Source organism: uncultured Haliea sp. (genome assembly GCF_963973825.1).
Lineage (GTDB): Bacteria > Pseudomonadota > Gammaproteobacteria > Pseudomonadales > Halieaceae > Haliea.
Genome location: NZ_CAXBAE010000017.1, coordinates 1 through 21,326, shown reverse-complemented (window position 1 = coordinate 21,326; position 21,326 = coordinate 1). Strand labels below are relative to the sequence as shown.

Sequence of the window (21,326 nt, the reverse complement as noted above, 5' to 3'; positions counted from 1 at the left end):
GTGAATTGCTATGTGACGCAGGTCACAACATCACAGAAAGACCGCGCCAAATCCGTGCAGGAAGCACTGCAGGAGTCCACACTGTAGCAATTACCGGGGCCGGAAGGCCCGAGGACCCCGGGATTGAGGAGGCTACTGGATGTCAGACAAACCCACGCTGTTTGAGGCGCGAGACCTGTCGCCAGCGTTTTGCGCTGACCGGCAAGGCAACAAGAAATACGCGGGGCCGGACCGGCGCAGGCTGGACCGCCGCAGTAATACTGATCGCCGCGCCACGGTGCGCTTCGACCCGCAAAACGAGGACCGGCGGCTGCGCCCCGGGCGCCGGGAAGACGACACCGTCCTGCGCTTCTGGTAGCGACCTGGTCGGCGCCGCCTCAGGCGGCCGGGGCGCCGCGACGCAGCAGATGCGCCGCGTACAGCGTTGCCGACAACAGCACCACAGCGCCACCCTGGTGCGCCGCCGCCAGGCTGATCGGCACGTGCAGGAGCAAGGTGCTGATGCCCAGGGTGACCTGCAACCACAGTGCCGCAAGCAGCAGACCCGCCGCCAGCCGCGCCCGCGCGCCGAGGCCCGAGCGCCACAGGTGCCAGGCAAACAGGTGGATCAACACAAACAGCAGGTAGGCGAAAATGCGGTGATTGAACTGGATGGTGGTGATGTCTTCAAAGGCGTCGAGCCAGGCCGGCTCACCACTGTACAGACCCGGCGGCAGAAACGACGTACCCATCAGCGGCCAGGTGCTGTAGGCAAACCCGGCCTTGGTGCCCGCCACCAGACCACCGGACAGAATCATCAGGAACACCAGCATTGCCAACACCGCGCCCCAGGGCGCCAGCGCATGTGGCTGTCCGGCAGCGGGTCGCCGCCCCGCCAGCACATCCAGTATCACCCAGAACATGAGGGCGTAAATCACAAACGCCAGTCCAAGGTGTGCGGTCAGTCGATACTGGCTGACATGCGGGTTGTCGACCAGCCCGCTCTTCACCATGTACCAGCCCAGCAGGCCCTGGCAGCCACCGAGCACGAACAATAACCACAGGCGCGGCATCAACCCAGCACGCACCCGCCCGGTGAGCGCGAAAAAGACCAATGGAAAGAAAAAGAGTATGCCAATCAGGCGGCCGAGCACCCGGTGCAGGTACTCGAACATGAAAATGGTCTTGAAGGCGTCCAGCGACATGCCGCGGTTGATTTTCAGGTACTCAGGTGATTGGCGATACTTGTCAAAGACCTCCTGCCAGGCCACGTCGGTGAGCGGCGGTATGATGCCCATGATCGGACGCCACTCGACCATGGACAGGCCAGAGTTGGTCAGACGCGTCACGCCACCCAGAAGGATCATGCCAAAAATCACAGCGGCACAGAGAATGAGCCACCCGGCTACCTGCCGGTCGTAGTGTGTCTGTTGCGTAAGTACCATCGCGCTGCCTCGGCCTGCCTGCCTGCATCAGGGGGCGCAATGATAACCGAATTTCAACCGCGAGCGGCGTGCCAGCGGCACTCCCCTGTTCAACGTCAGCACTGCAAGCTGGGCAAATCCCGGAACAGCGCCAGCGCCTCCGGGTTGGCCAGCGCATCCGTGTTGCTGACCGGGAGCCCGTGCACCACGTTTCTCACCGCCAGTTCGACGATCTTGCCGCTGAGGGTACGCGGGATATCGGCCACCTGGACAATGCGGGCAGGCACGTGCCGTGGGGTCGTGTTGCTGCGGATAAGTCGGCGGATCTCCGCCTCCAGGGCTGCGTCCAGGGTCCGCCCCGGGCGCAAAACGACAAACAGCACAACCCGCACATCGTCCTGCCACTGCTGACCGATGACCACGCTCTCCAGCACCGAATCGCACTGCTCCACCTGCCGGTAGATCTCGGCGGTGCCAATGCGCACGCCCCCGGGGTTCAGTACCGCATCGGAACGACCGTGAATGATGAAACCCCGGTTGGCGGTGACCTCGCCGTAATCACCCTGCGCCCACACGCCCGGGAAGCGCTGGAAATACGCGGCACGGAATCGTTCACCGTCGACATCGTTCCAGAAACCCAGGGGGCAAGAGGGGAACGGCGCGGCACACACCAGTTCCCCCTTTTGCGCCTGCACGGAGTTGCCGTCCGCGTCCCGGATCTCCACCGCCATACCCAGACCCGGAGCCTGAATTTCGCCGGCATACACAGGCAGGGTCGGCGACCCACCCACGAAGCACGAGAGGATGTCGGTACCGCCGGAAATACTGGACAGGCAGATATCCTGCTTGAAGTCGCGGTACACGTACTCGAAATTCTCGTGCAGGAGTGGCGAGCCCGTGGACAGAATCGTTTTCAGCGTATCCAGGCGGTGGGTCTGCGCGGGCCGGATACCCGCTTTTTCCAGTGCCGCGATAAATTTCGCGCTGGTACCGAACACCGAGATACCCTCAGCGTCGATGGCATCGAGCAACAGGCGGCCTTCACCGGCAAAGGGTGAGCCGTCGTACAGGATCAGGGTGGCGCCACTGGCGAGCCCGCTCACCAGCCAGTTCCACATCATCCAGCCGCAGGTGGTGTAATAGAAGAACACGTCCCCGGGCCCGATGTCGCACATCAGGCGATGCTCTTTCAGATGCTGCAGCAAGCTGCCGCCGGCACCGTGCACGATACACTTGGGCGCACCGGTGGTACCGGATGAATACATCACGTACACGGGGTGATCGAAGGGCAACCGGGCAAACTCGATGGCGGCTGCCGTGTCTTCGAGGAAATCCCCAAACAGGGCCGCAGGCGCTCCTTGCGGCAAGGTGGGCCGGGCACTCAGCAACGGGACGACCACCAGCTGCTCGATGCTGTCGATGGCCTGCAGAATGCCCTCCAGGCGCTGCAGTGAGTCGCAGGCCTTGCCGTTGTAGTAGTAGCCATCGGCACAGAACAGCACCCTGGGCGCAACCTGCCCAAAGCGGTCAATCACGCCGCTGGCGCCGAAATCCGGCGAGCACGAGGTCCAGGTGGCACCCAGGGCTGTCGTGGCGAGCATGGCGACAACGGCCTCAGGCACGTTGGGCATCAGGCCAGCCACCCGGTCACCCGGCCCGATACCCAGGGCGCGCAGGCGGGCAACAAGGGCCGCGACCTGCCGGTAAAGCTGGGCATAGCTGACGACCCGCCGCTCCCCGTTCTCCAGCAGGCCCACCAGCGCGGGGTGATCATCCCGGCGCCGCAGCAGGTTTTCGGCGAAGTTGAGCCGTGCTTGTGGAAACCAGTGCGCACCGGGGAACCGATCCCCGTCCGTCAGCACGTCTGTCCCGGGCTCGCCCACCACGCCGGTGAAATCCCACACCGCACGCCAGAACCGCGCCGGCTGGGCAAGCGCCCAGTCATGCACGGCAAAGTAGTCCGCATGCTCAGGGAGTGCACCGCGCGCCGCGAGTTGCGCAGCAAACCGCGTGAGCTGTGCCTCCGCGCGCCGTTCCGGGGAGGGCTTCCATAGGGGCCGCGCTGACATCCGTAAATCCTGTATCGATACCGGCAGCCAGCATGCCGCCGGACGCCGCGGAATTCAATCACGGACAGCAGCTGTGCAGCACACCTGCACTTGTGCCCAGATTGGGTTTACACTGCATCCGCCCGACCGGCTGCCCTGAAAGAAGCGTGCGAGGCTCATGGATAGTTTTAACCTGCCACGGCAACACTTACGGCGCACATCTCTGCTCTTTGTGCTGCTGCCATGCCTGCTTGCAGCGTTCGCCGGCGCTGCGGATACGGAACCGGGGGAGCCGCGCGCTGCGACAACGTCCAGCGAACTCTCAGTCGCCGACTCAATTGCCGTTGAGCGCGTAACCGCGGACGATGCCATCGCCAACCGCCTGCGGGCGATCCTCGGGGCAACGGGTTGGTTCGCGTCGGTGCAGGTGCGCGTCGACAACGGCATTGTCTTCCTCACCGGCGAGGCACAGAAACCGGAACATCAGGCCTGGGCCGGCACGCTGGCACGCAATGCGCAGGGCGTGGTCGCGGTGGTCAACAATATCACCCTGGCAACGTCATCGCCCTGGGATCTGTCTCCGACGTATGCGCAGCTGCAAGCCATGGCGGCAGCCACCTTCCGCGCGCTCCCGCTGGCGCTACTGGCACTGGCCTTGCTCGGTTTCACCTGGCTGCTGGCGGGCCTGGCAGCGACAGCCTCAAGCCGCCTGCTGATCAGGCGGGTACGCACGCGCCTGCTTCGCGACATGCTCTCCCGGGCAAGCGCCGCGCTGGTGTTCATACTCGGACTGTATATCGTGCTGCGTATTGCCGGCCTGACCAGTCTCGCGGTCACGGTGGTAGGCGGCACGGGGCTACTGGGGCTGGCGATAGGCTTCGCCTTTCGCGACATCGCCGAGAACTTTCTCGCCAGCATCCTGATCAGCATGCAGCGCCCCTTCGCCGTCGGCGACTTTATCGAGGTGAAGAACCACCGGGGATTCGTGCAAAAAGTGAATACCCGCGCCACGTTGATCATGACCCGCGATGGGAACCATGTGCAGATCCCCAACGCCATCATCTACAAGAATGAAATCGTCAACTTTACGGCAAACCCACGCACGCGACAGGAATTCACTGTAGGCATCGCGTACAAAGACGCTATTGCCGCGGCACAAACCGCGGCACTGGACGTGTTGCGCCAGCATCCCGCCATACTGGATGAACCCGAACCGCTGGTGCTGGTGGACGAACTGGCGGCTTCCACGGTGAACCTCCGGTTGAGCTATTGGGTCAACACTGCGACTTATGATGCGCAAAAGGTCCGTTCGGCCGCCATTCGTCTGGTCAAAACCGCGTTTGAGCAGGCTGGGATCTCGATGCCCGGCGAGGTCCGGGAGATCACTTTCCCCGCGGGCCTGCGGGTCGACCTGCAGGAGCCTTCGGGGGAAGCAGGTGTCACCTTCCCCTCCGACTCAACCCCCACCGCGCCAGACAACGTTGGAACACATATCGCCGAGGGCGACCTGAAAAATACCGACAGTGACATTGAAAGGCAGGCGCAGGCCTCGCGTCTGCCCGAAGGGGGCGAAAACCTGCTCTAGCCGCTTCCGGCTGGGTGATCTGAAGACCGGTCCCCTCGTCGCGATCGATCCAGCTGGGGTGCCCGCGATGCCGCACCGCTGGCCCCCGCCGGGCACAGCCCGTAGAATGCAGCCCCCGTTTCAACGACAGCGTGCTCATGCCCCTGCTCAAACTCGAATCCCTGCAGCTTCATTACGGTACCCAGGTACTGCTGGACGACGTCGGCCTGACCATTCGTCGCGGCGAGCGCTGGGGCTTGCTGGGGCGGAATGGGGCAGGCAAGACAACCCTGCTGCGGGTTCTTGCAGGCGAACTGCAGGCCGATTCCGGTGAGCGCTGGGTACGTCCCGGGGTGCGCATCGCCCGGCTGGAGCAGACGCTGCCGGACGCCGACAACAGCACTGTGTACGATGTGGTTGCCGAGGGCCTGGCAGACACCGGCAAGCTGCTGGCGGAATACCACCGCTTGCTGCACGAGGGCGACGACATCGACTTCGATCGCCTGAGCACGGTACAGCAGGCGCTGGAGGCGGCAGATGGCTGGACCCTGCAGCAGCGGGTGGAAACCACCATTACCCAGCTGCAATTACCGCAGGACGCCAAAATGGGCGAGCTGTCGGGCGGCTGGCGTCGGCGCGTCGCCCTGGCACGCGCCCTGGTGGCCGACCCGGATATCCTGCTGCTGGACGAGCCCACCAACCACCTCGACATTCCCGCCATCCAGTGGCTGGAGACCCAGCTGCAACAGTACCGCGGGGCGATCGTGCTGATCACCCACGACCGCCGCTTCCTGCAGAGCGTTGCCACACGCATCGCCGAGCTGGATCGCGGCCACCTCACCAGCTGGGAGGGCAGCTACCAGGGGTTTCTCGCCCACCGTGAACAGGAGCTGGAGGCCGAAGAACGGGCCAACGCACTGTTCGACAAGAAACTCGCGCAAGAGGAAGTGTGGATTCGCCAGGGCATCAAGGCGCGGCGAACTCGCAACGAGGGCCGCGTGCGGGCGCTGGAGAAGATGCGCAGTGAGCGCCAGCAGCGCCGTGAGCGGGTGGGCAGCGCCAACTTTGTGGTCGAGGAAGCCAGCCGCTCGGGCAAGGTCGTGGCGGAGCTGGAACAGGTCAGCAAGCGCTTCGACGGGAAAACCGTCATACGCGACTTTTCCACCATTATTCAGCGCGGCGACCGGGTCGGCATTGTCGGACCCAACGGTGCGGGCAAGTCCACGTTGGTGAAAATGATACTCGGGCAACTGCAGCCTGACGAAGGCCGCGTAACCCTGGGCACCAAGCTGGAGATCGCCTACTCGGACCAGCTGCGTGGCAAGCTGGAGCCCGAGAAGAACCTGATCGACAATGTCTGCGGGGGACAGGAATTCATCGAGCTGAACGGCAAGCGTCGCCACGCCATCTCCTACCTCGGCGACTTCCTGTTCAGTCCAGAGCGTGTACGGACGCCGGTCAAGGCCCTGTCCGGCGGCGAGCAGAACCGCGCCATTCTGGCCCGCCTGTTCAGCAAGCCGGCCAACCTGCTGGTGCTCGACGAGCCGACCAACGACCTGGACATCGAAACCCTCGAGCTGCTGGAGGACATTCTGCTGTCCTTCGACGGCACGGTGATTCTGGTCAGCCACGACCGCGACTTTATGGACCATGTAGTGACACAGCTGCTGATCCTGCGCGGGGACGGCACAGTGGAAGAACAGGCCGGTGGTTACAGCGACTGGGAAGCTCGCGGCGGCCAGCTGGTGGAGCCCGAAACCAGGGGCCAGCAGATGCCGGCGAGCAAACCGGAGCCGGCGACATCAGCGCCCGCCGCCAGCACCCCCGCACGCCGCAAGCTGTCCTACAAGGAACAGCGCGAACTGGATGCTCTGCCCGCGCGGATTGAAGCGCTCGAGCAACAGCAGGCTGCACTGGAAGCGCGCACCGCGGACCCCGCGTTCTACCAGCAGAGTCGCGACGCGGTGGACGCCGTGCTGGCGGAACTCAGCGGTGTGCAGGACGCCCTCGATGCCGCCATCGAGCGCTGGGCGGAACTGGAGTCCTGATACCTCGCCGAAGGAGGCAACGGCCTGCTCAGGGCGACTGCAGCACCTTGCCCACCGATTCCGCCAGGTAATCGATGTTCGCGCCGTTGATACCCGCGATGTTGATCCGCGAGGAATCCAGCATATACACACTGTACTGCTCACGCAGCGCCAGCGCTTGCCCGGGGGTCAGGCCGAGGAAGGAAAACATGCCTTTCTCACGCTCAATAAAGCTGAAATCGCGCTCCGTGCAAAGCTCCAGCTTGCTGACCAGGCTCGTGCGCAGGCCATTGATGCGTCGGCACATGGCTTGCAGCTCATCCCGCCAGTTGGCATTCAATGCGTCGTCCTGCAACACGCGCGCGGCCAGCAGGGCGCCGTGCGCTGGCGGCATGGAATAGATGCGACGCGCCGCGACCTGCGCCTGGGTGCGCAGGGCCTCGGCGCTGGCGGCTGTAGCACTGACGAATACCGTGGCTCCCGTACGCTCGCGATACAGTCCCATGTTTTTGGAGCAGGAGGCCGCAATCAAGACTTCAGGCAGCCGCTCCACCAGCAGTCGCAGGCCTGCCGCATCCTCCTCGAGACCGTCACCCAGGCCCTGGTAGGCAATATCAACGAAAGGCAGAAAACCCTGCGATTCCGCCATCGCGGCAATCTGCGCCCATTGCTCGAGGTCGAGGTCCGCGCCGCAGGGATTGTGGCAGCAGCCGTGCAGCAGCACCACATCACCCTGCCGCGCGCCCTTGAGGTCCTCCACCATGGCGGTGAAATTCACCCCGTGACTGGCGGGGTCGTAGTAGCGGTACGTCGCGAACTGCAGGCCAACGCTGCCCAGCAACGGTATGTGCACCGGCCAGGTAGGGTCGGACACCCAGACCCTGGCACCCGGCGCCGCGGCCTGGATAATTTCGGCGCCAATGCGCAACGCACCACACCCACCCGGTGTCTGCAGGCTGCTCACCCGACCTTCCAGCAGTGCCCGGCTGCCCGTGCCCAGCAACAGCTGTTGCATGCCACTGTTGAAGCCGGGGTCACCGGCGGGCGGCATATAGGCCTTGGTGCGCTCTTCCCCGACCAGAGCCTCCTGGGCCAGGCGGATGGCATCGAACACCGGGCACAGGCCCTCTTCATTCATGTAGATGCCAACGGTCAGATCCACCTTATGCGGGTTGGGGTCGGCGCGACACGCGGCGGCCAGTCCGAGGATGGAATCTTCCGGCACCTGGGGTAGGCATTCCAGCATGGCAACAGTCTCCTGGGTCAGAGTTCCGCCAACAGGGCGGTGAGGTAGCGCCAGAAAGGCGGCACGGTAGCGATGCGCAGGCGTTCGGTCGGCGAATGCGCACCGCGGATAGTGGGGCCAAAGGACAGGATATCGGCGTCCGGCAGCTTGCTCTTCAGAATACCGCATTCGAGGCCGGCGTGGATGGCTTTGACCGCAGGCACGCTGTCAAACAGGCGTTCATGCAGGGCCTTGGCGCGGGCCAGCAGTGGGCTGGCAAAGTCTGGCTGCCACCCGGGATAGCCGTCGATGCGCCGGATGTGCAACCCGGCCAGCTGCGCCAGGCCTTCCACCGCCAGGCGCAGCCCGGCAGCCTGCTCGGGATTGAAGAAACGGATACTGGATTCCAGCTCCAGGCGCCCTTCGCCCAGCTGCAGGCGCGCCAGGTTGACGCTGAGGTCGACCAGATCCGCCGGCTGGGCCGGACTGTAGGCCTGTGCCCCGTGGGGCAGCGCCGCGATGACCTGCAGTAGCTGCCGACTGTCCTCGGCGCTCATCACCGCGGCGGGCTCGCCGGGCTGCAGTAGCAACTCAACTCCCTGGTCCGCCGCCGGCAGATAGCTGCACCAGCGCCGCTGCAAGGCCTCCAGCCGCTGCTGCAGCGCCCCGGCATCGACATCGTCGCAGGCAAAACGGATCCAGCCCTCCCGGGGGATCACGTTGTGCGCGACACCCACACTGGCCGCCGCCAGCTGGCATGAGGCCACATCCGCGAGGGCCTCGACCAGCAGTTTCAGCGCGTTACCCAGCTGCAGGTGAATCTCGATACCCGAATGCCCACCGGCAAGGCCCTTGATTTCCAGTGTCCAGCAACGGGTACCCTCCGCTGCAGGCTGCAGCGGATATTCCCGTGAAAACACCCAGGCGGCACCACCGGCGCAGCCCACGTAAAGCTCGTGCCAGTCCTCGGTATCCAGGTTCAACATGACACGGCCACTGAGCAGCGACGCATCCAGTCCCAGTGCACCGCCGAGGCCCGTTTCCTCGTCGACAGTGAACAGCAACTCCAGCGGCGGGTGCTGCACATCCGGGTCGGTCAGCAGCGCCAACGCCGCGGCGCAGCCCACACCGTTATCCGCGCCCAGCGTGGTGCGATCCGCCAGCAACCAGCCATCTTCCACCTGCAGGGTGAGGGGATCGCGGTGGAAGTCGTGCTGTTTGTCACCGGTTTTCACCGTCACCATATCCAGATGATTCTGGATGATCACCGTGGGGTGCCGCTCGCGCCCGGGGGAGGCGGGTACGTAGACCACCAGATTACCTGTTGCGTCGAGCTGCCAACGGCAGTCGTGGGCCTCGGCCTGGCCGATCACGTAGTCACGGACGGCGGCCTCCGCCCTGGAGGGCCGCGGGATCCGCGTCAGCTGGTAGAAATGCTCCCAGATATGCTCTGGATCGAGCGGAAACCCCTGCGGTTTCATGGTTACCCCCTCGCGTCTATCGGGCCTATATCAGTGCGAACTTGGCGATGAAGATGGCAGCGAGGAACCACGCCCCCACCGAGACATCGCGGAAGCGGCCGGCAAACAGTTTGATCACGACATAGCTGATGAAACCCACCGCAATCCCGTTGGCGATGGAGAACGACAGCGGAATCATCACCACGGTGACGAGTGCCGGCAACAGCTCCGTGGGGTCGTCCCACAGCAGTCCCTCCAGGCTGCCCAGCATCAGCATGGCGACGTAAACCAGCGCACCGGCGGTGGCAAATGCCGGCACCATACCGGCCAGGGGCGCAAAGAAAATGGCTGCGAGAAACAGCGTGCCGACCACCACGGCCGTGAGCCCCGTGCGGCCGCCGGCAGCGACACCCGTGGCACTTTCCACGTAGCTGGTAACCGGCGCACAGCCGAGAAAAGCACCCACCACGCTGGAGCTGCTGTCAGCTTTCAGGGCGCGATCCATGTGTTTGATATTGCCCTGCGCGTCCACCAGGCCGGCCCTGCTGGCCACACCCAGCAGGGTGCCTGCGGTGTCGAACAGGTTCACGAAGAGAAACGCGATGATCACGCTGGTCATGGCCAGGTCCAGGGCACCCATGATATCCAGTTGCATGAACACGGGCGCCAGACTGGGCGGTGCCGCGACCAGACCCTGGTACTCCACCAGCCCGAACACCAGCCCCACCCCGGTGGTCGCCAAAATACCGGCGATAATGGCGCCGGGCACCTGACGCACGGAGAGCACGGCGATAAGCAGAAACCCTGCAGCGGCCAGCAAGGGTTCGGGGCGTGTGAAGTCCCCCAGTGTGAGGAAGGTTGCCTCGCTCGCCACAATCAGGCCGCCGCTCTTCAGGCCGATAAAGCCCACAAACAGCCCCACTCCAGCGCCCATGGCGACACGCAGGTTCATCGGTATGCTGTCGAGCATCCAGCGGCGCAGCCGGGTGACGCTCATGATGACAAACAGCACGCCGGCCAGGAATACTGCCCCCAGTGCGACCTGCCAGCTGTAGCCCATGTCTGCCACAACCGTATAGGTGAAGAACGCGTTGAGCCCCATCCCGGGCGCGAGCCCGACCGGCCAGTTGGCGTAGAGGCCCATGAAATAGCAGGCCAGCGCCGATGCCAGGCAGGTGGCAACGAAGGCGGCGGGGGCATCCATCCCCGCGGCGGCCATCATCTGCGGATTGACGAAAATGATATAGGCCATGGTGACAAACGTTGTCGCACCGGCGATGACCTCGGTGCGCACCGAAGTGCCGTGCTCAGTCAGCCTGAAAACGCGTTCAAGGAGGCCATTGGCCGGTTGCGCCTGTTTCATGAAGTGGCCTGGTTCCGCTGGGAGTGCGCGCTGGGCGCGGGAAGACAAAGTGTACGCAATCGCCACCGACGGCACCATACTCCACGCGGCCCGCGCACGTGTATGCTAGCCTTGCGCTGCGCGGCAACCACATGAACGGGAACAGGAACACCATGCACAAGCACTACATCAGCGCCCAGCAGCTGCTGGAAGACTCATTCAAGCTAGCCTGGCAGGTCTTTGAGAGCGGCTATCGCCCCAACTACATTGTCGGCGTCTGGCGCGGCGGCGCGCCGGTGGGCATCGCTGTACAGGAACTGCTCGATGTGCTCGGCGTCACCGCGGACCACATTGCGATACGCACCTCATCCTACACCGGCATCGGCGAGCGCGACCGGCACGTCAAAGTGCATGGACTGAGCTACATCATCAGGCAGCTCGAGTCAGAGGACTCTCTGCTGATCGTGGATGACGTGCACGATACGGGACTGTCCATCGACCAGGTGATTCACGACCTGCATCGAGCCTGCAAGAAGAACACGCCTGAGATCCGCATCGCAACCCCCTACTACAAGCCCGGCAACAACAAGACCGATCGCGTTCCCGACTACTACATCCACGAAACCGCCGACTGGCTGGTGTTCCCGCACGAGCTGCACGGCCTGACCGTTGAGGAGATTCGCGCCAACAAGCCCGAACTCGCCAGCATCATGGCCTCGCTGCAACAGCAACTGTCGGGTGCAGGTCAACGCTAGTCGCGAGTGAAACGGCGCACCACACCGGCGTGTTGCGGAAACGCCTCGAGCAGCGCAGCGCGCTCTGCCAGCGCCATGTCGGCGTAGTCAAAGCCCGGCGCCACAGCTTCACTGATCAGGCCGTACGCTCCCTCCGGCAAATGCGAGGCCTTCCACACGCCACCCGGCACTGTGAGCTGCAGTCGCTGCCCTGCCGCCAGGTCCTGCCCCAGCACCGCGGTCTCCAGGCGCCCGTCCGGGTACAGCAGGTAGTAGTGGACGGGTGAGCCCATGTGGAAAAAGTGCACGATGTCAGACTGGTTCCGATGCAGATGCCCGATGGGTGAGTCGTCGGTCAGCAGGTAATGTATCGCCGTCATGGTGTAGCGGGGTCCGGCCGGGGTATCCACCTTGGCCCGGTGATCGGGCTGGAAGGTACGCACGAAGTAGCCCCCTTCGATATGCGGCTCCAGCCCCAGTGTTTCGATAATGGCCGTTTTATCCGGCACCGGCCCGACCTCCCCTGCACTGACCGCAGCGGCCGCTGCTGCGCAGGCCATTGCTGTGGCAACACCTCTTTTCACGATGCGTTCTCCTGTTGGCTGGCCAGCGCTCCACGGATACGGTCACTCACCGCGGTGACCTGTGCCCGCAGGCTGGACTCGTCGATCGTCAGCACCTTGCGATCCCGCATCAGTATCCGGCCCGCCACAACGGTCGTCTGCACGTCATTGCTGTCCAGCACATACACGAGGTGTGACTCCACATCATACAGCGGCAGGTGCCGGGTCTGGCTGACATCCAGTTGGATCATGTCTGCCTGCATGCCAACCTTCAACTGGCCGATCTCATCGCCTTTGCGAATGGCCGCTGCACCCAGCCGGGTCGCCATCGCCAGCGCCTGGCCTGCCGGCAACGCTGTGGGGTCGCCGCTGGCCACCTTGTGCAGCAGCGCCGCCATGCGAACCTCTTCCCACAGATCCAGATCGTTGTTCGAGGCAGCACCATCGGTGCCCAGACCCACGTTGACCCCCGCAGCCAGCATGGCGCTGACCGGCGCTATACCCGCACCCAGCTTCATATTCGACGTGGGGTTGTGTATCGCGCCAATCCCCGCAGCAGCAGTGAGCGCGATATCAGCGGCGTCCAGCTGCACCATGTGCGCAGCAATCAGGGCGGCGTCGTACATTCCCAGGCCCGCAACATGCTGCACCGGACTGGTGCTGAACTGTTCCTGCACGTATTCACTTTCTGCCGGCGCCTCCGCGAGGTGCATGCTGATCGGCGCACCGCGCGCTGCCGCCCTGGCAACGGTTGCCTGCAGGTGTTGCGGGGATACGGTGTAGGGCGCGTGCGGCGCAAAGGCCGGCGTGATGCGCGGATGCCTGCCCTGCCAGCGGCGCACAAAATCGTCAGCGGCGGCGAAGGAATCCTCCCAGCCCTGGAAGCCGGGGCTGGGGAAATCGATGTGCGGCGCACCCACCACCGCGCGCAGGCCACAACGCTCGACCACGGCGGCGATCTCGTCCGGGTAGAAATACATGTCGACAAAGGTTGTGGTCCCGCCGCGAATCATCTCCCAGCAGGCCAGTTCGGCACCTACCCGGACGAACTCGGGCGTGACGAAACGCCCTTCCATGGGAAAGACGTAGGCGTTGAGCCAAGTCATCAGGTCGAGATCATCGACCATACCCCGAAACAGTGTCATGGCCGAGTGAGTGTGGCCATTGACCAGCCCCGGCATCAGCACGCGCCCCTCGCCATCAAGCGTGACCTGCGCACGCCAGTTGCGCTCGATCTCCGCGCGGGTGCCGATAGCGACGATGATATCTCCCTGCACGACAACAGCCGCGTCATGCAGCCGCGGCTGCGCCGGGTCCATGGTCAGCAGGTAATCGCCATACACGATGAGATCTGCCTGCTGCGCAGGCGTGCCCAGCGCGCTTGGGGACGATGCCAGTAGGCCCAGTACAAAAACGGCATAAAACAGCTTCAAGACAGAACTCCTCCTCCCCGTTGCGTCGGGGCACCGCCCAGAATCGGGGTTTCCAGCGCCTGCCGCCAGCCTTGCGGCCGATTGAACATGGTCAAATACTGGTATTTTTCCCACGCGGGGCTGCAGCCCCGCGCGCAACAGCGTAAATTTCGCCCCATGCGCCGTCAAGGCCACCCGCGGGCACCAGACCCCATTTGCGCTCTGCAAGCCAGTAACTAACGAACCCATCCCGATCATTCAGGAGATCTACTCATGAAGCGCATAACCGTATCCCGGTTGGCCCTCACCGCAGCCATCGCCGCTGCCACCGCTGCAACCGCCCCGGCCATGGCGCAGCTGGAAGAAATCATTGTGACGGCACAGAAGCGGGAGCAGAGCCTGCTCGACGTACCGCTCTCCGTTGCCACCCTGTCCGGAGAGCGTTTCAGCGCCATTTTTGAGGGCGGTGCCGATATCCGGGGCCTTTCTGCCCGGGTCCCCGGCCTGTATGTGGAATCCTCCAATGGTAGGGTAGCGCCGCGCTTTTACATCCGCGGCCTCGGCAACATTGACTTCGACCTGGCCGCCTCACAGCCCGTCTCCATCATCATGGATGACATCGTGAAGGAAAACGTGGTCCTGAAGAGCTTTCCGCTGTTCGACATCGAACAGGTAGAAGTACTGCGCGGCCCCCAGGGTTCGCTGTTCGGCAGGAATACAACGGCCGGCATCGTCAAATTCGACTCCCGCAAGCCGACCCAGGAATTCGAGGGCCGCGCCAAGGTGGATATCGGTGAGCTGGAGACCCTGAACTTTGAAGGCGCCGTCGGCGGTGGCCTGACAGAAACGGTCGCCGCTCGCATTGCCGTGCTTTACCAGAGCCGCGGTGACTGGATCGACAACGGCTTCACCGGCGAGGGCGATGCGCTCGGCGGATTCATCGAGAAAGCCGCGAAGGGTTTCCTGCTGTTCGAACCCAACGATCGACTGAGCGCGCTGCTGGGCGCGCACCATCGGGATCTTGACGGCACGGCCGCGGTGTTTCGCGCGAATATTTTCGACACCGGCAGCAACCGCCTGAATGAAAACTACATCCGTGACACCGTGTTCTTTGACGAGGGCGACAACAACCCGCAGGAATACCGGAATACCGGGCTCAACCTCAAGCTGGAATACGCTTTCGACGCGGTAACGCTCACCTCCATCACCGCCGGGGAAGACGCCAAAGGACGCAGCCTGGGCGACATCGACGGCGGTTTTGGTGCCTCGTTCCTGCCTTTCATGGGTCCGGGCTTCATTCCTTTCCCCTCGCAAACGCAGGATGCAGCAGATGTACAGCAGTTCACCCAGGAATTCCGTCTGGCCAGCAACAGCGGTGAGCGCCTGAACTGGCAAACCGGATTGTTCTATTTTGATTCCGATCTGGATGTCGAAACCAGCCCGTTCTTCGTGCCGGCGACGACGGTCACGCACGAAAACACCTCCTTTGCCGTCTTTGGCCAGGCCGACTACGCACTCACCGAGGCCTGGACGCTGACCGCGGGCCTGCGCTGGACCGATGACGAGAAGGACTTCTTCGCACCCGGTTTTCAGGAGAGCGTATCTGACGACCAGGTGACTGGTGACCTCGCACTGTCCTTTGCCGCGGATGACGCGTCGCTGTACTGGGCGAAAGTGGGAACCGGCTTCCGCGCGCCCACCATCCAGGGCCGCGACGTCGCCTTTGGTGCCGCGCCCTCCATCGCCGACTCCGAGACCGTGACCTCCTACGAACTCGGCTACAAGGCAGAGTATCTGGAAGGTCGCATGCGCCTCAACGCAGCGCTGTTCTACTATGAAGTGGACGATATCCAGTTCACGGCTGTGGGTGGCAGCAACAACGCCATCCAGCTGGTGAACGCCGACCAGGGCACCGGTATGGGCGGCGAACTGGACGTGGAGTGGGCGGTGACCGACACGCTGTCGCTTACCTTCGGCGCCGGCTATGCGGACACGGAGATCAACGACAGCAGCCTGCGCGTAGCCCCCTGCGGCAGCGGCGCCTGCACAGTCCTGAACCCCATTGATGCCAATGGGCTGGTGGCTGTAGACGGCAATCCTTTCCCCCAGGCACCGGAAACCACGTTCAACTTCAGTGCCTCCTGGCGCATGCCCGTGGGCCGTGAGTCGGAAGTGTTTGCCTTCACTGACTGGTCCTACCAGGGCGACACCCAGCTGTTCCTGTACGATGCTGTGGAGTTCGTCACCGATGGCCAGTTTGAGGGCGGATTGCGTCTTGGCTGGCGCCTGCGGGATGGCAGCTATGAAATCGCCCTGTTTGGCCGCAACATCACCGATGAGGAAAACGTGCAGGGGGCCATCGACTTCAACAACCTGACCGGCTTCACCAACGAGCCGCGCGTATGGGGGCTGTCGCTGTCCAGCGTGTTCTGAACGCGTCAGGGCAAGCGGCCGGCGGCTCCCCCCCGGCCCGCTTCCCTGGCAGGCTGGCGCCCGACCTGCCCGGTCGGCGCCGCCCTTTTTCTCTCCAACGAGGACATCCATTCACCATGATGAAATTCGCATTGCTGACCCTGTTCATCGCCGCGCTGGCGGGACCGGCAGCGGCTGAAGAGCCCGGCACCGGCCCCATTCCCGTCAAGGTGGTCGTTGTCACCATGTTCGAGACCGACGCCGACACCGGAGACAAGGCCGGCGAGTTCCAGCGCTGGTATGAGCGCGTGCCCCTGGATACCCGGTTTGCCGCACCGCACATGCACCACGACATTCACATGAACCTGGAATCAGGTGTGCTGGGGATTGTGACGGGTATGGGCACCGCCAACGCCGCCGCCAGCGTGATGGCCCTGGGCCTGGACCCGCGCTTCGACCTGAGCCGGGCCTACTGGCTGGTTGCCGGCATTTCCGGCTTCGACCCGGCGGATGCGTCACTGGGCTCGGTGGCCTGGGCAGAGTGGCTGGTCGACGGCGACCTCGCGCATGAGATCGATGCCCGGGAAATTCCCGAAAACTGGCGCCACGGCTACTTTCCGCTGTTCAGCCAGGGGCCAAATGACACAGCACGCAAGAGCTACAACCTGGGCGAGGTGTTCCGGCTCAACACAGGCCTGGTGAACTGGGCCTACGCGCTGACCAAAGACATGCAACTGCCCGACCACCCCACGCTCAAGGAAGCGCGCGCCCCCTATGTCGATTACCCCGTGGGCCAGCAGCCACCGCGAGTGATCAAGGGTGACCAACTGGCCGCCATGACCTTCTGGCACGGGGAAAAGCTCAACGACTGGGCCAATGAATGGGTCAAGTACTGGACCGATGGCCAGGGTGAGTTTGTCAGCTCGGCCATGGAGGATACCGGCACGTTTCAGTCCCTGACCTACCTGCACGCAGCCGGCAAGGTCGACAAGAACCGGGTCATGGTCCTGCGCACCGCCTCCAATTTCACCCTGCCACCGCCCGGGAAATCCGCCGCGGCCTATCTGCTGGAAGAGCAGCATGACAGCTATGCCGGCCTGGATGCGGCTCTGGAAAACGCCTATCAGGTGGGCAGGAAGGTTATCGACGCGCTACTGGCCGACTGGGAGCAGCACGCCGTTACCATCCCTTCCCGCTAGGCCCGGGCCTCGCGGCCCAGCGCATGCGGGATCAGTTTCGCGTAGATTGCCTCGGCCTTTTCGCACATCGCCTCGCAGGCCGGAGGCAGTTCAACCTCGGACAAGGGCAGCTCGTTCACGACCTGAAAGCCGGTTGAGGCCTCAACCGCTGCGTACCAGTGAGGCGCCCAGACGCCGTCGCTGTCCCGGCGACCCGCGGGCCAGTGCAGCATGGCGCTGCTGAAGGGAATACCCACGCGTGCGCAAAGCGCACGCAGCACGCCTTCCGGGTCGGCCAGTGTGGTGGCAGAGTCAATCACCGGCGGCGCCGTGCCCAGCCGGTCGGCAACCCGCTGGAACAGGTCCCACTGCTGCGGGAAACCCAACTCCTCCAGCGCGAACTCCGGCCGCACCCGGGCGTAGGACGCAATAATTCTGCGCGGCTCGCGAATCAGGAAGCAGTTCACCAGCCGGTCGGTCCATGCCATGTCCATGGCCGGCAGGATGTGCTGGGTCATGTGCTTCTGATAGAACAGCGTGCAGGCGCCCGGGTCCGCCGTCGCAGGCAGCTCTTCACACAATTGCCGTGCTACTTCGCGCCAGTCGCAGCTCATGCTGGCCATGACCGCATCCCCGGCGGGATGGTCCAGCCCGGTGGCTTGCAGGTAGTAGCCATAGAACGGCTCATCCACCACCGCGCAGTCGGGCCGATTCTCGAATGCGCGCATCAATGCCGTACTGATATTGCGCGGGCCAGACCACATGGCCAGTCGTAGAGTCTCCATCGAACTAGCCCCGCGGGTGTTGCTGGCCGGGGCCGGCGATATAGCGGGCGACGGTTTCCCGGTACTGTGCCTGCAGACGCTGGATCATCGGGCGCCCCGCACCGGGCTCGCCAATCTGGCGGCCATCGACTTCCGTCACCGGCACCAGGCCGGCAAACGTTCCCGTCACAAAGGCTTCCTCCGCATTGTAGACATCGGTGAGCGTGAAATTGGTTTCGCGCACCGTGAGGCCGAGCTCACGTCCCATCTCCAGCACCTTGCCGCGGGTGATACCGTCCAGGCAGTAGTCCCCGGTCGAGGTCCAGATCTCGCCCCGGCGCACGATGAAAAAGTGCGTGGAGTTACAGGTGGCGACGAAGCCATGCGGGTCCAGCATCAGCGCTTCATCGGCACCGGCCTTGGTCGCCTGTATGCAGGCCCCGATGCAGTTCAGCTTGGAGTGGGTGTTCAGGGTCGGGTCCTGCACGTCCGAGTACCCGCGCCGCACATACACTGTGTACAGCCTGACGCCCTTTTCCACCACCTCGGGCAGCGCCTGCTTGTACTCGGGGATGATCACCACAGTGGGCGGCGTGATGGTCATGCGCGGGTCCTGGTAGGGGGTTGCCTTCACGCCCCGCGACACCATCAGGCGGATGTGCACACCGTCGCTCATGCCGTTGGCCGCGAGCAGCGCGTAGAGCCGCGCCGCCAGTTCTTCGCGGCTGAAATCCGGCTGAAAATCCAGGGTCTTCATGCCCTCGAACAGCCGCTCCAGGTGACGTTCCAGGAAGAGGACGGTATTGCCTTCAACGCGCAGCCCCTCCCAGACCCCGTCGCCGAGGATAAATCCCGAGTCGAACACCGACACCCGTGCTTCGGCACGCGGATAAATCGTGCCGTTGATGTCAATCAGAATCGTCTCGTTGCGCGGATCCCCCGCATATTCGTGCGTGCCTTTCATGCTCCAGCTCCAACCGTTTCAGCGCGCGATATTGTGCGCTATTCGGGCGGCAAGTACATCCATGATAAAATCCCGCCACTTGCAGCAGCGCCAGGCAGCCACTCCCGTGTCCGAACCACGCGACAACATCTACGCGCAACCCGTGCCCGAGCCCACACCGTTTCGCTTCGACGACCGCGTGGCCCAGGTCTTCCCCGACATGATCCGTCGTTCAGTGCCGGGCTACAGCACCATCATTGCCATGACGGGCCTGCTGGCCGGGCGATTCGCCACTCCGGGCAGCCGCCTGTACGATCTCGGCTGCTCACTCGGCGCTTCCACCCTCGCCATGCGCCAGAACCTGCAGCACACCGACTGCCGGATTATCAGCGTCGACAACTCGACCGCCATGCTGGAGCGCTGCCGCAGCGTCATCGATACCGACAGCCACGAGATACCGGTCGATCTCGTGTGCAGCAACCTGCAGGATGTGCAGATCGCCGATGCCTCGGTGGTGGTACTGAACTTTACCCTGCAGTTTATCGCCCGCGAAGAACGTGACGCCGTCATCGAACAGATCTTCGCCGGGCTGCGCCCGGGCGGCATCATGGTGCTCTCCGAGAAAGTCACCTTCGAAGACCCGCGCCTGGACGCCCTCAACATCGACCTGCATCACGATTTCAAGCGCGCCAATGGCTACAGCGACCTGGAAATTGCCCAGAAACGCGATGCCCTGGACGGCTACCTGCGCCGCGAAACCCTGCAGCAGCACCGCGACCGCTGCCGCAAAGCCGGCTTCAGCAGCTGCGACGTCTGGTTCCAGTGCTTCAACTTCGCCTCCCTGATTGCGCTGAAATGATTGACTACGGCCCGCTCATCCGGCGCTGGCAGGGAGGCGAACTGGCCCCCTGGGCGGAGCAGCTGCCGGCACAGATTGCCGCCGGTCTTGCGCCTGAACGCTACGGTGACCTGCCACGCTGGCTCGCTGCCCTGGAGGACCTGCCGGACCTCACCCCCAGCGCCCGACATCTCGATCGCGCGCAGGTCGGAGCCAGCCTGGAGCCCGGCCTTGATGCCAACCAGCGGGCAGCACTGCGCGCCACCCTGCAGCGCCTGCATCCTTGGCGCAAGGGTCCCTTCAACCTCTTCGGCGTGGATATCGACACCGAGTGGCGCTCGGACTGGAAGTGGGCGCGACTGCAGAACCACATTGATGACCTGAATGGCCGCCGTGTACTGGACGTCGGCTGTGGCAGCGGCTACCACTGCTGGCGCATGGCGGGCGCCGGTGCGCGAGAGGTCATCGGCATCGACCCCACTCCACTGTTCGTCGTGCAGTACTGGGCCCTGCAGAAATACCTGCAGCACCCCGGCGTCTGGGTGTTGCCGCTGGGCATTCAACACGTTCCCGCCAATCTGCAGGCGTTCGACAGCGTGTTTTCCATGGGCGTCCTCTACCACCGGCGTTCACCCATGGATCACTTGCAGGAGCTGCGTGACTGCCTGCGACCCGGCGGACAGCTGATCCTGGAAACATTGGTCATCGACGGACCGCTGGGCGCCACGCTGGTACCGGAAGGACGCTATGCACGCATGGGCAATGTCTGGTTCCTGCCCAGTCCGGACACGCTGATGTCCTGGCTGCGCAAACTGAAGTTCCGCGATGTGGCGCTGGTGGATGTTTCGATCACACGCGTGGAAGAACAGCGGCAGACCGAGTGGATGCGTTTCCAGTCGCTGGCTGACTTCCTCGACCCCGAGGATGCCACGCGCACGATCGAGGGGTATCCGGCACCCATGCGGGCTGTGGTGACGGCTCGGGCGCCGTGAGGCAGATGGGCGCTGCCGGCGCTCGACGGGGCTGGACTGGGGCTGGGCTGGGGCTGGGCTGGGGCTGGGCTGGGCTGGGCTGGGCTGGGCTGGGCTGCGGTGGCGGACGGCGCGACGGATGGGGGCGACCAGGACACGCCGTGAACCCATCCATGGGGGCTTGAAGGAAGCATCCCTGTTTCCTACAGTCCTGCTCGCCCCCATCCGCCACGCCGCCCTGCTCATCAGGTTGTGGTGCCAGAACTTACTCTCAAGCGCCGCGTCGCCCTGCTCATCTGGTTGCGGTGCCAGAACTTGCTCCCGGGCGCTGCCCCACCCCGCCCCTTCAATGCCAGACTTCACCACCCAAGCCGCAAGTGCCGGTGGGGGCGGTGCGGGCGCTGGGGGGACCGTCGGCGGCCATGGATGGCCGCCGCCGAGC

17 protein-coding genes are annotated in these 21,326 nt (G+C 64.1%); 8 read left to right on the top strand and 9 right to left on the bottom strand.

Translation table 11 applies throughout. The features are described from left to right. Positions 1–139: 139 nt before the first annotated feature. Positions 140–358 (top strand): hypothetical protein, encoded by a 219-nt coding sequence (locus AACZ17_RS16030; RefSeq protein ID WP_290737423.1) that lies wholly within the window; start codon positions 140–142, stop codon positions 356–358. A gap of 19 nt (positions 359–377) precedes the next feature. Here AACZ17_RS16030 and AACZ17_RS16025 read toward each other — a convergent pair whose 3' ends face one another. Together AACZ17_RS16025 and AACZ17_RS16020 are read right to left on the bottom strand one after the other, a co-directional pair. After that, entirely contained in the window at positions 378–1,424 is a 1,047-nt protein-coding gene (locus tag AACZ17_RS16025) for a COX15/CtaA family protein (RefSeq protein WP_290737426.1), read from the bottom strand. A 95-nt stretch (positions 1,425–1,519) separates the two neighbouring features. Further along, on the bottom strand, positions 1,520–3,472 hold the full coding sequence (locus tag AACZ17_RS16020) for an acetoacetate--CoA ligase (RefSeq protein ID WP_290737429.1): 1,953 nt from the start codon (positions 3,470–3,472) through the stop codon (positions 1,520–1,522). Positions 3,473–3,629: 157 nt separating this feature from the next. Here AACZ17_RS16020 and AACZ17_RS16015 point away from each other — a divergent pair, with 157 nt between their 5' ends. Together AACZ17_RS16015 and AACZ17_RS16010 are read left to right on the top strand one after the other, a co-directional pair. Further along, entirely contained in the window at positions 3,630–5,036 is a 1,407-nt protein-coding gene (locus tag AACZ17_RS16015; protein WP_290737433.1) for a mechanosensitive ion channel family protein, read from the top strand. 137 nt (positions 5,037–5,173) lie between these two features. Then, positions 5,174–7,063, top strand: a complete 1,890-nt coding sequence (locus tag AACZ17_RS16010; RefSeq protein WP_290737436.1) for an ATP-binding cassette domain-containing protein — start codon at positions 5,174–5,176, stop codon at positions 7,061–7,063. A 28-nt stretch (positions 7,064–7,091) separates the two neighbouring features. Here the strand turns inward: AACZ17_RS16010 and AACZ17_RS16005 are convergent, their stop codons facing one another. From AACZ17_RS16005 to AACZ17_RS15995, 3 genes are read right to left on the bottom strand one after another with little or no spacing between them, the layout of a single operon-like run. Continuing rightward, complete coding sequence (locus tag AACZ17_RS16005; RefSeq protein ID WP_290737439.1) at positions 7,092–8,288, bottom strand: amino acid aminotransferase; 1,197 nt, start codon at positions 8,286–8,288, stop codon at positions 7,092–7,094. Between the two features lie 17 nt (positions 8,289–8,305). Beyond that, positions 8,306–9,748 carry a beta-Ala-His dipeptidase gene (gene pepD, locus AACZ17_RS16000; RefSeq protein WP_290737442.1) on the bottom strand — a complete coding sequence of 481 codons (1,443 nt, stop codon included), beginning with the start codon at positions 9,746–9,748 and terminating at the stop codon, positions 8,306–8,308. Between the two features lie 25 nt (positions 9,749–9,773). Further along, positions 9,774–11,090 carry an NCS2 family permease gene (locus AACZ17_RS15995; protein ID WP_290737445.1) on the bottom strand — a complete coding sequence of 439 codons (1,317 nt, stop codon included), beginning with the start codon at positions 11,088–11,090 and terminating at the stop codon, positions 9,774–9,776. Positions 11,091–11,221: 131 nt separating this feature from the next. On the opposite strand from AACZ17_RS15995, the gene AACZ17_RS15990 reads away from it, so the two are divergent. Further along, entirely contained in the window at positions 11,222–11,824 is a 603-nt protein-coding gene (locus AACZ17_RS15990; protein WP_290737448.1) for a phosphoribosyltransferase family protein, read from the top strand. Here the strand turns inward: AACZ17_RS15990 and AACZ17_RS15985 are convergent. Both AACZ17_RS15985 and AACZ17_RS15980 read right to left on the bottom strand, forming a co-directional pair. Continuing rightward, a complete protein-coding gene (locus AACZ17_RS15985) occupies positions 11,821–12,387 on the bottom strand; it encodes a cupin domain-containing protein (RefSeq protein WP_290737451.1) in 567 nt (188 codons plus the stop codon). The two genes, AACZ17_RS15990 and AACZ17_RS15985, sit on opposite strands and share 4 nt — an antisense overlap. Continuing rightward, complete coding sequence (locus AACZ17_RS15980; RefSeq protein ID WP_290737454.1) at positions 12,384–13,799, bottom strand: amidohydrolase family protein; 1,416 nt, start codon at positions 13,797–13,799, stop codon at positions 12,384–12,386. Before AACZ17_RS15980 ends, AACZ17_RS15985 begins: the two co-directional genes overlap by 4 nt. Before the next feature lie 252 nt (positions 13,800–14,051). Between AACZ17_RS15980 and AACZ17_RS15975 the strand changes: the two genes are divergently transcribed. Together AACZ17_RS15975 and AACZ17_RS15970 are read left to right on the top strand one after the other, a co-directional pair. Beyond that, entirely contained in the window at positions 14,052–16,211 is a 2,160-nt protein-coding gene (locus tag AACZ17_RS15975) for a TonB-dependent receptor (RefSeq protein ID WP_290737457.1), read from the top strand. 116 nt (positions 16,212–16,327) lie between these two features. Continuing rightward, on the top strand, positions 16,328–17,389 hold the full coding sequence (locus tag AACZ17_RS15970; RefSeq protein WP_290737460.1) for a purine nucleoside permease: 1,062 nt from the start codon (positions 16,328–16,330) through the stop codon (positions 17,387–17,389). Here the strand turns inward: AACZ17_RS15970 and AACZ17_RS15965 are convergent. Then, positions 17,386–18,153 (bottom strand): HAD family hydrolase, encoded by a 768-nt coding sequence (locus tag AACZ17_RS15965; protein ID WP_290737463.1) that lies wholly within the window; start codon positions 18,151–18,153, stop codon positions 17,386–17,388. The genes AACZ17_RS15970 and AACZ17_RS15965 overlap by 4 nt on opposite strands. 4 nt (positions 18,154–18,157) lie before the next feature. Next, on the bottom strand, positions 18,158–19,096 hold the full coding sequence (locus tag AACZ17_RS15960) for an aminotransferase class IV (protein WP_290737465.1): 939 nt from the start codon (positions 19,094–19,096) through the stop codon (positions 18,158–18,160). Between the two features lie 106 nt (positions 19,097–19,202). On the opposite strand from AACZ17_RS15960, the gene cmoA reads away from it, so the two are divergent. Together cmoA and cmoB are read left to right on the top strand one after the other, a co-directional pair. Continuing rightward, complete coding sequence (cmoA, locus tag AACZ17_RS15955) at positions 19,203–19,934, top strand: carboxy-S-adenosyl-L-methionine synthase CmoA (RefSeq protein WP_290737467.1); 732 nt, start codon at positions 19,203–19,205, stop codon at positions 19,932–19,934. Then, on the top strand, positions 19,931–20,905 hold the full coding sequence (cmoB, locus tag AACZ17_RS15950; RefSeq protein WP_290737470.1) for a tRNA 5-methoxyuridine(34)/uridine 5-oxyacetic acid(34) synthase CmoB: 975 nt from the start codon (positions 19,931–19,933) through the stop codon (positions 20,903–20,905). The genes cmoA and cmoB overlap by 4 nt, the downstream gene beginning before the upstream one ends. Positions 20,906–21,326 lie beyond the last annotated feature (421 nt).

What these genes read in the sequence shown, in the direction of transcription:
- AACZ17_RS16030 (WP_290737423.1), top strand. Translation starts at nt 140, where the DNA reads ATGTCAGACAAACCCACGCTGTTTGAGGCGCGAGACCTGTCGCCAGCG.
- AACZ17_RS16025 (WP_290737426.1), bottom strand. Translation starts at nt 1,424, where the DNA reads ATGGTACTTACGCAACAGACACACTACGACCGGCAGGTAGCCGGGTGG.
- AACZ17_RS16020 (WP_290737429.1), bottom strand. Translation starts at nt 3,472, where the DNA reads ATGTCAGCGCGGCCCCTATGGAAGCCCTCCCCGGAACGGCGCGCGGAG.
- AACZ17_RS16015 (WP_290737433.1), top strand. Translation starts at nt 3,630, where the DNA reads ATGGATAGTTTTAACCTGCCACGGCAACACTTACGGCGCACATCTCTG.
- AACZ17_RS16010 (WP_290737436.1), top strand. Translation starts at nt 5,174, where the DNA reads ATGCCCCTGCTCAAACTCGAATCCCTGCAGCTTCATTACGGTACCCAG.
- AACZ17_RS16005 (WP_290737439.1), bottom strand. Translation starts at nt 8,288, where the DNA reads ATGCTGGAATGCCTACCCCAGGTGCCGGAAGATTCCATCCTCGGACTG.
- pepD (WP_290737442.1), bottom strand. Translation starts at nt 9,748, where the DNA reads ATGAAACCGCAGGGGTTTCCGCTCGATCCAGAGCATATCTGGGAGCAT.
- AACZ17_RS15995 (WP_290737445.1), bottom strand. Translation starts at nt 11,090, where the DNA reads ATGAAACAGGCGCAACCGGCCAATGGCCTCCTTGAACGCGTTTTCAGG.
- AACZ17_RS15990 (WP_290737448.1), top strand. Translation starts at nt 11,222, where the DNA reads ATGAACGGGAACAGGAACACCATGCACAAGCACTACATCAGCGCCCAG.
- AACZ17_RS15975 (WP_290737457.1), top strand. Translation starts at nt 14,052, where the DNA reads ATGAAGCGCATAACCGTATCCCGGTTGGCCCTCACCGCAGCCATCGCC.
- AACZ17_RS15970 (WP_290737460.1), top strand. Translation starts at nt 16,328, where the DNA reads ATGATGAAATTCGCATTGCTGACCCTGTTCATCGCCGCGCTGGCGGGA.
- AACZ17_RS15965 (WP_290737463.1), bottom strand. Translation starts at nt 18,153, where the DNA reads ATGGAGACTCTACGACTGGCCATGTGGTCTGGCCCGCGCAATATCAGT.
- AACZ17_RS15960 (WP_290737465.1), bottom strand. Translation starts at nt 19,096, where the DNA reads ATGAAAGGCACGCACGAATATGCGGGGGATCCGCGCAACGAGACGATT.
- cmoB (WP_290737470.1), top strand. Translation starts at nt 19,931, where the DNA reads ATGATTGACTACGGCCCGCTCATCCGGCGCTGGCAGGGAGGCGAACTG.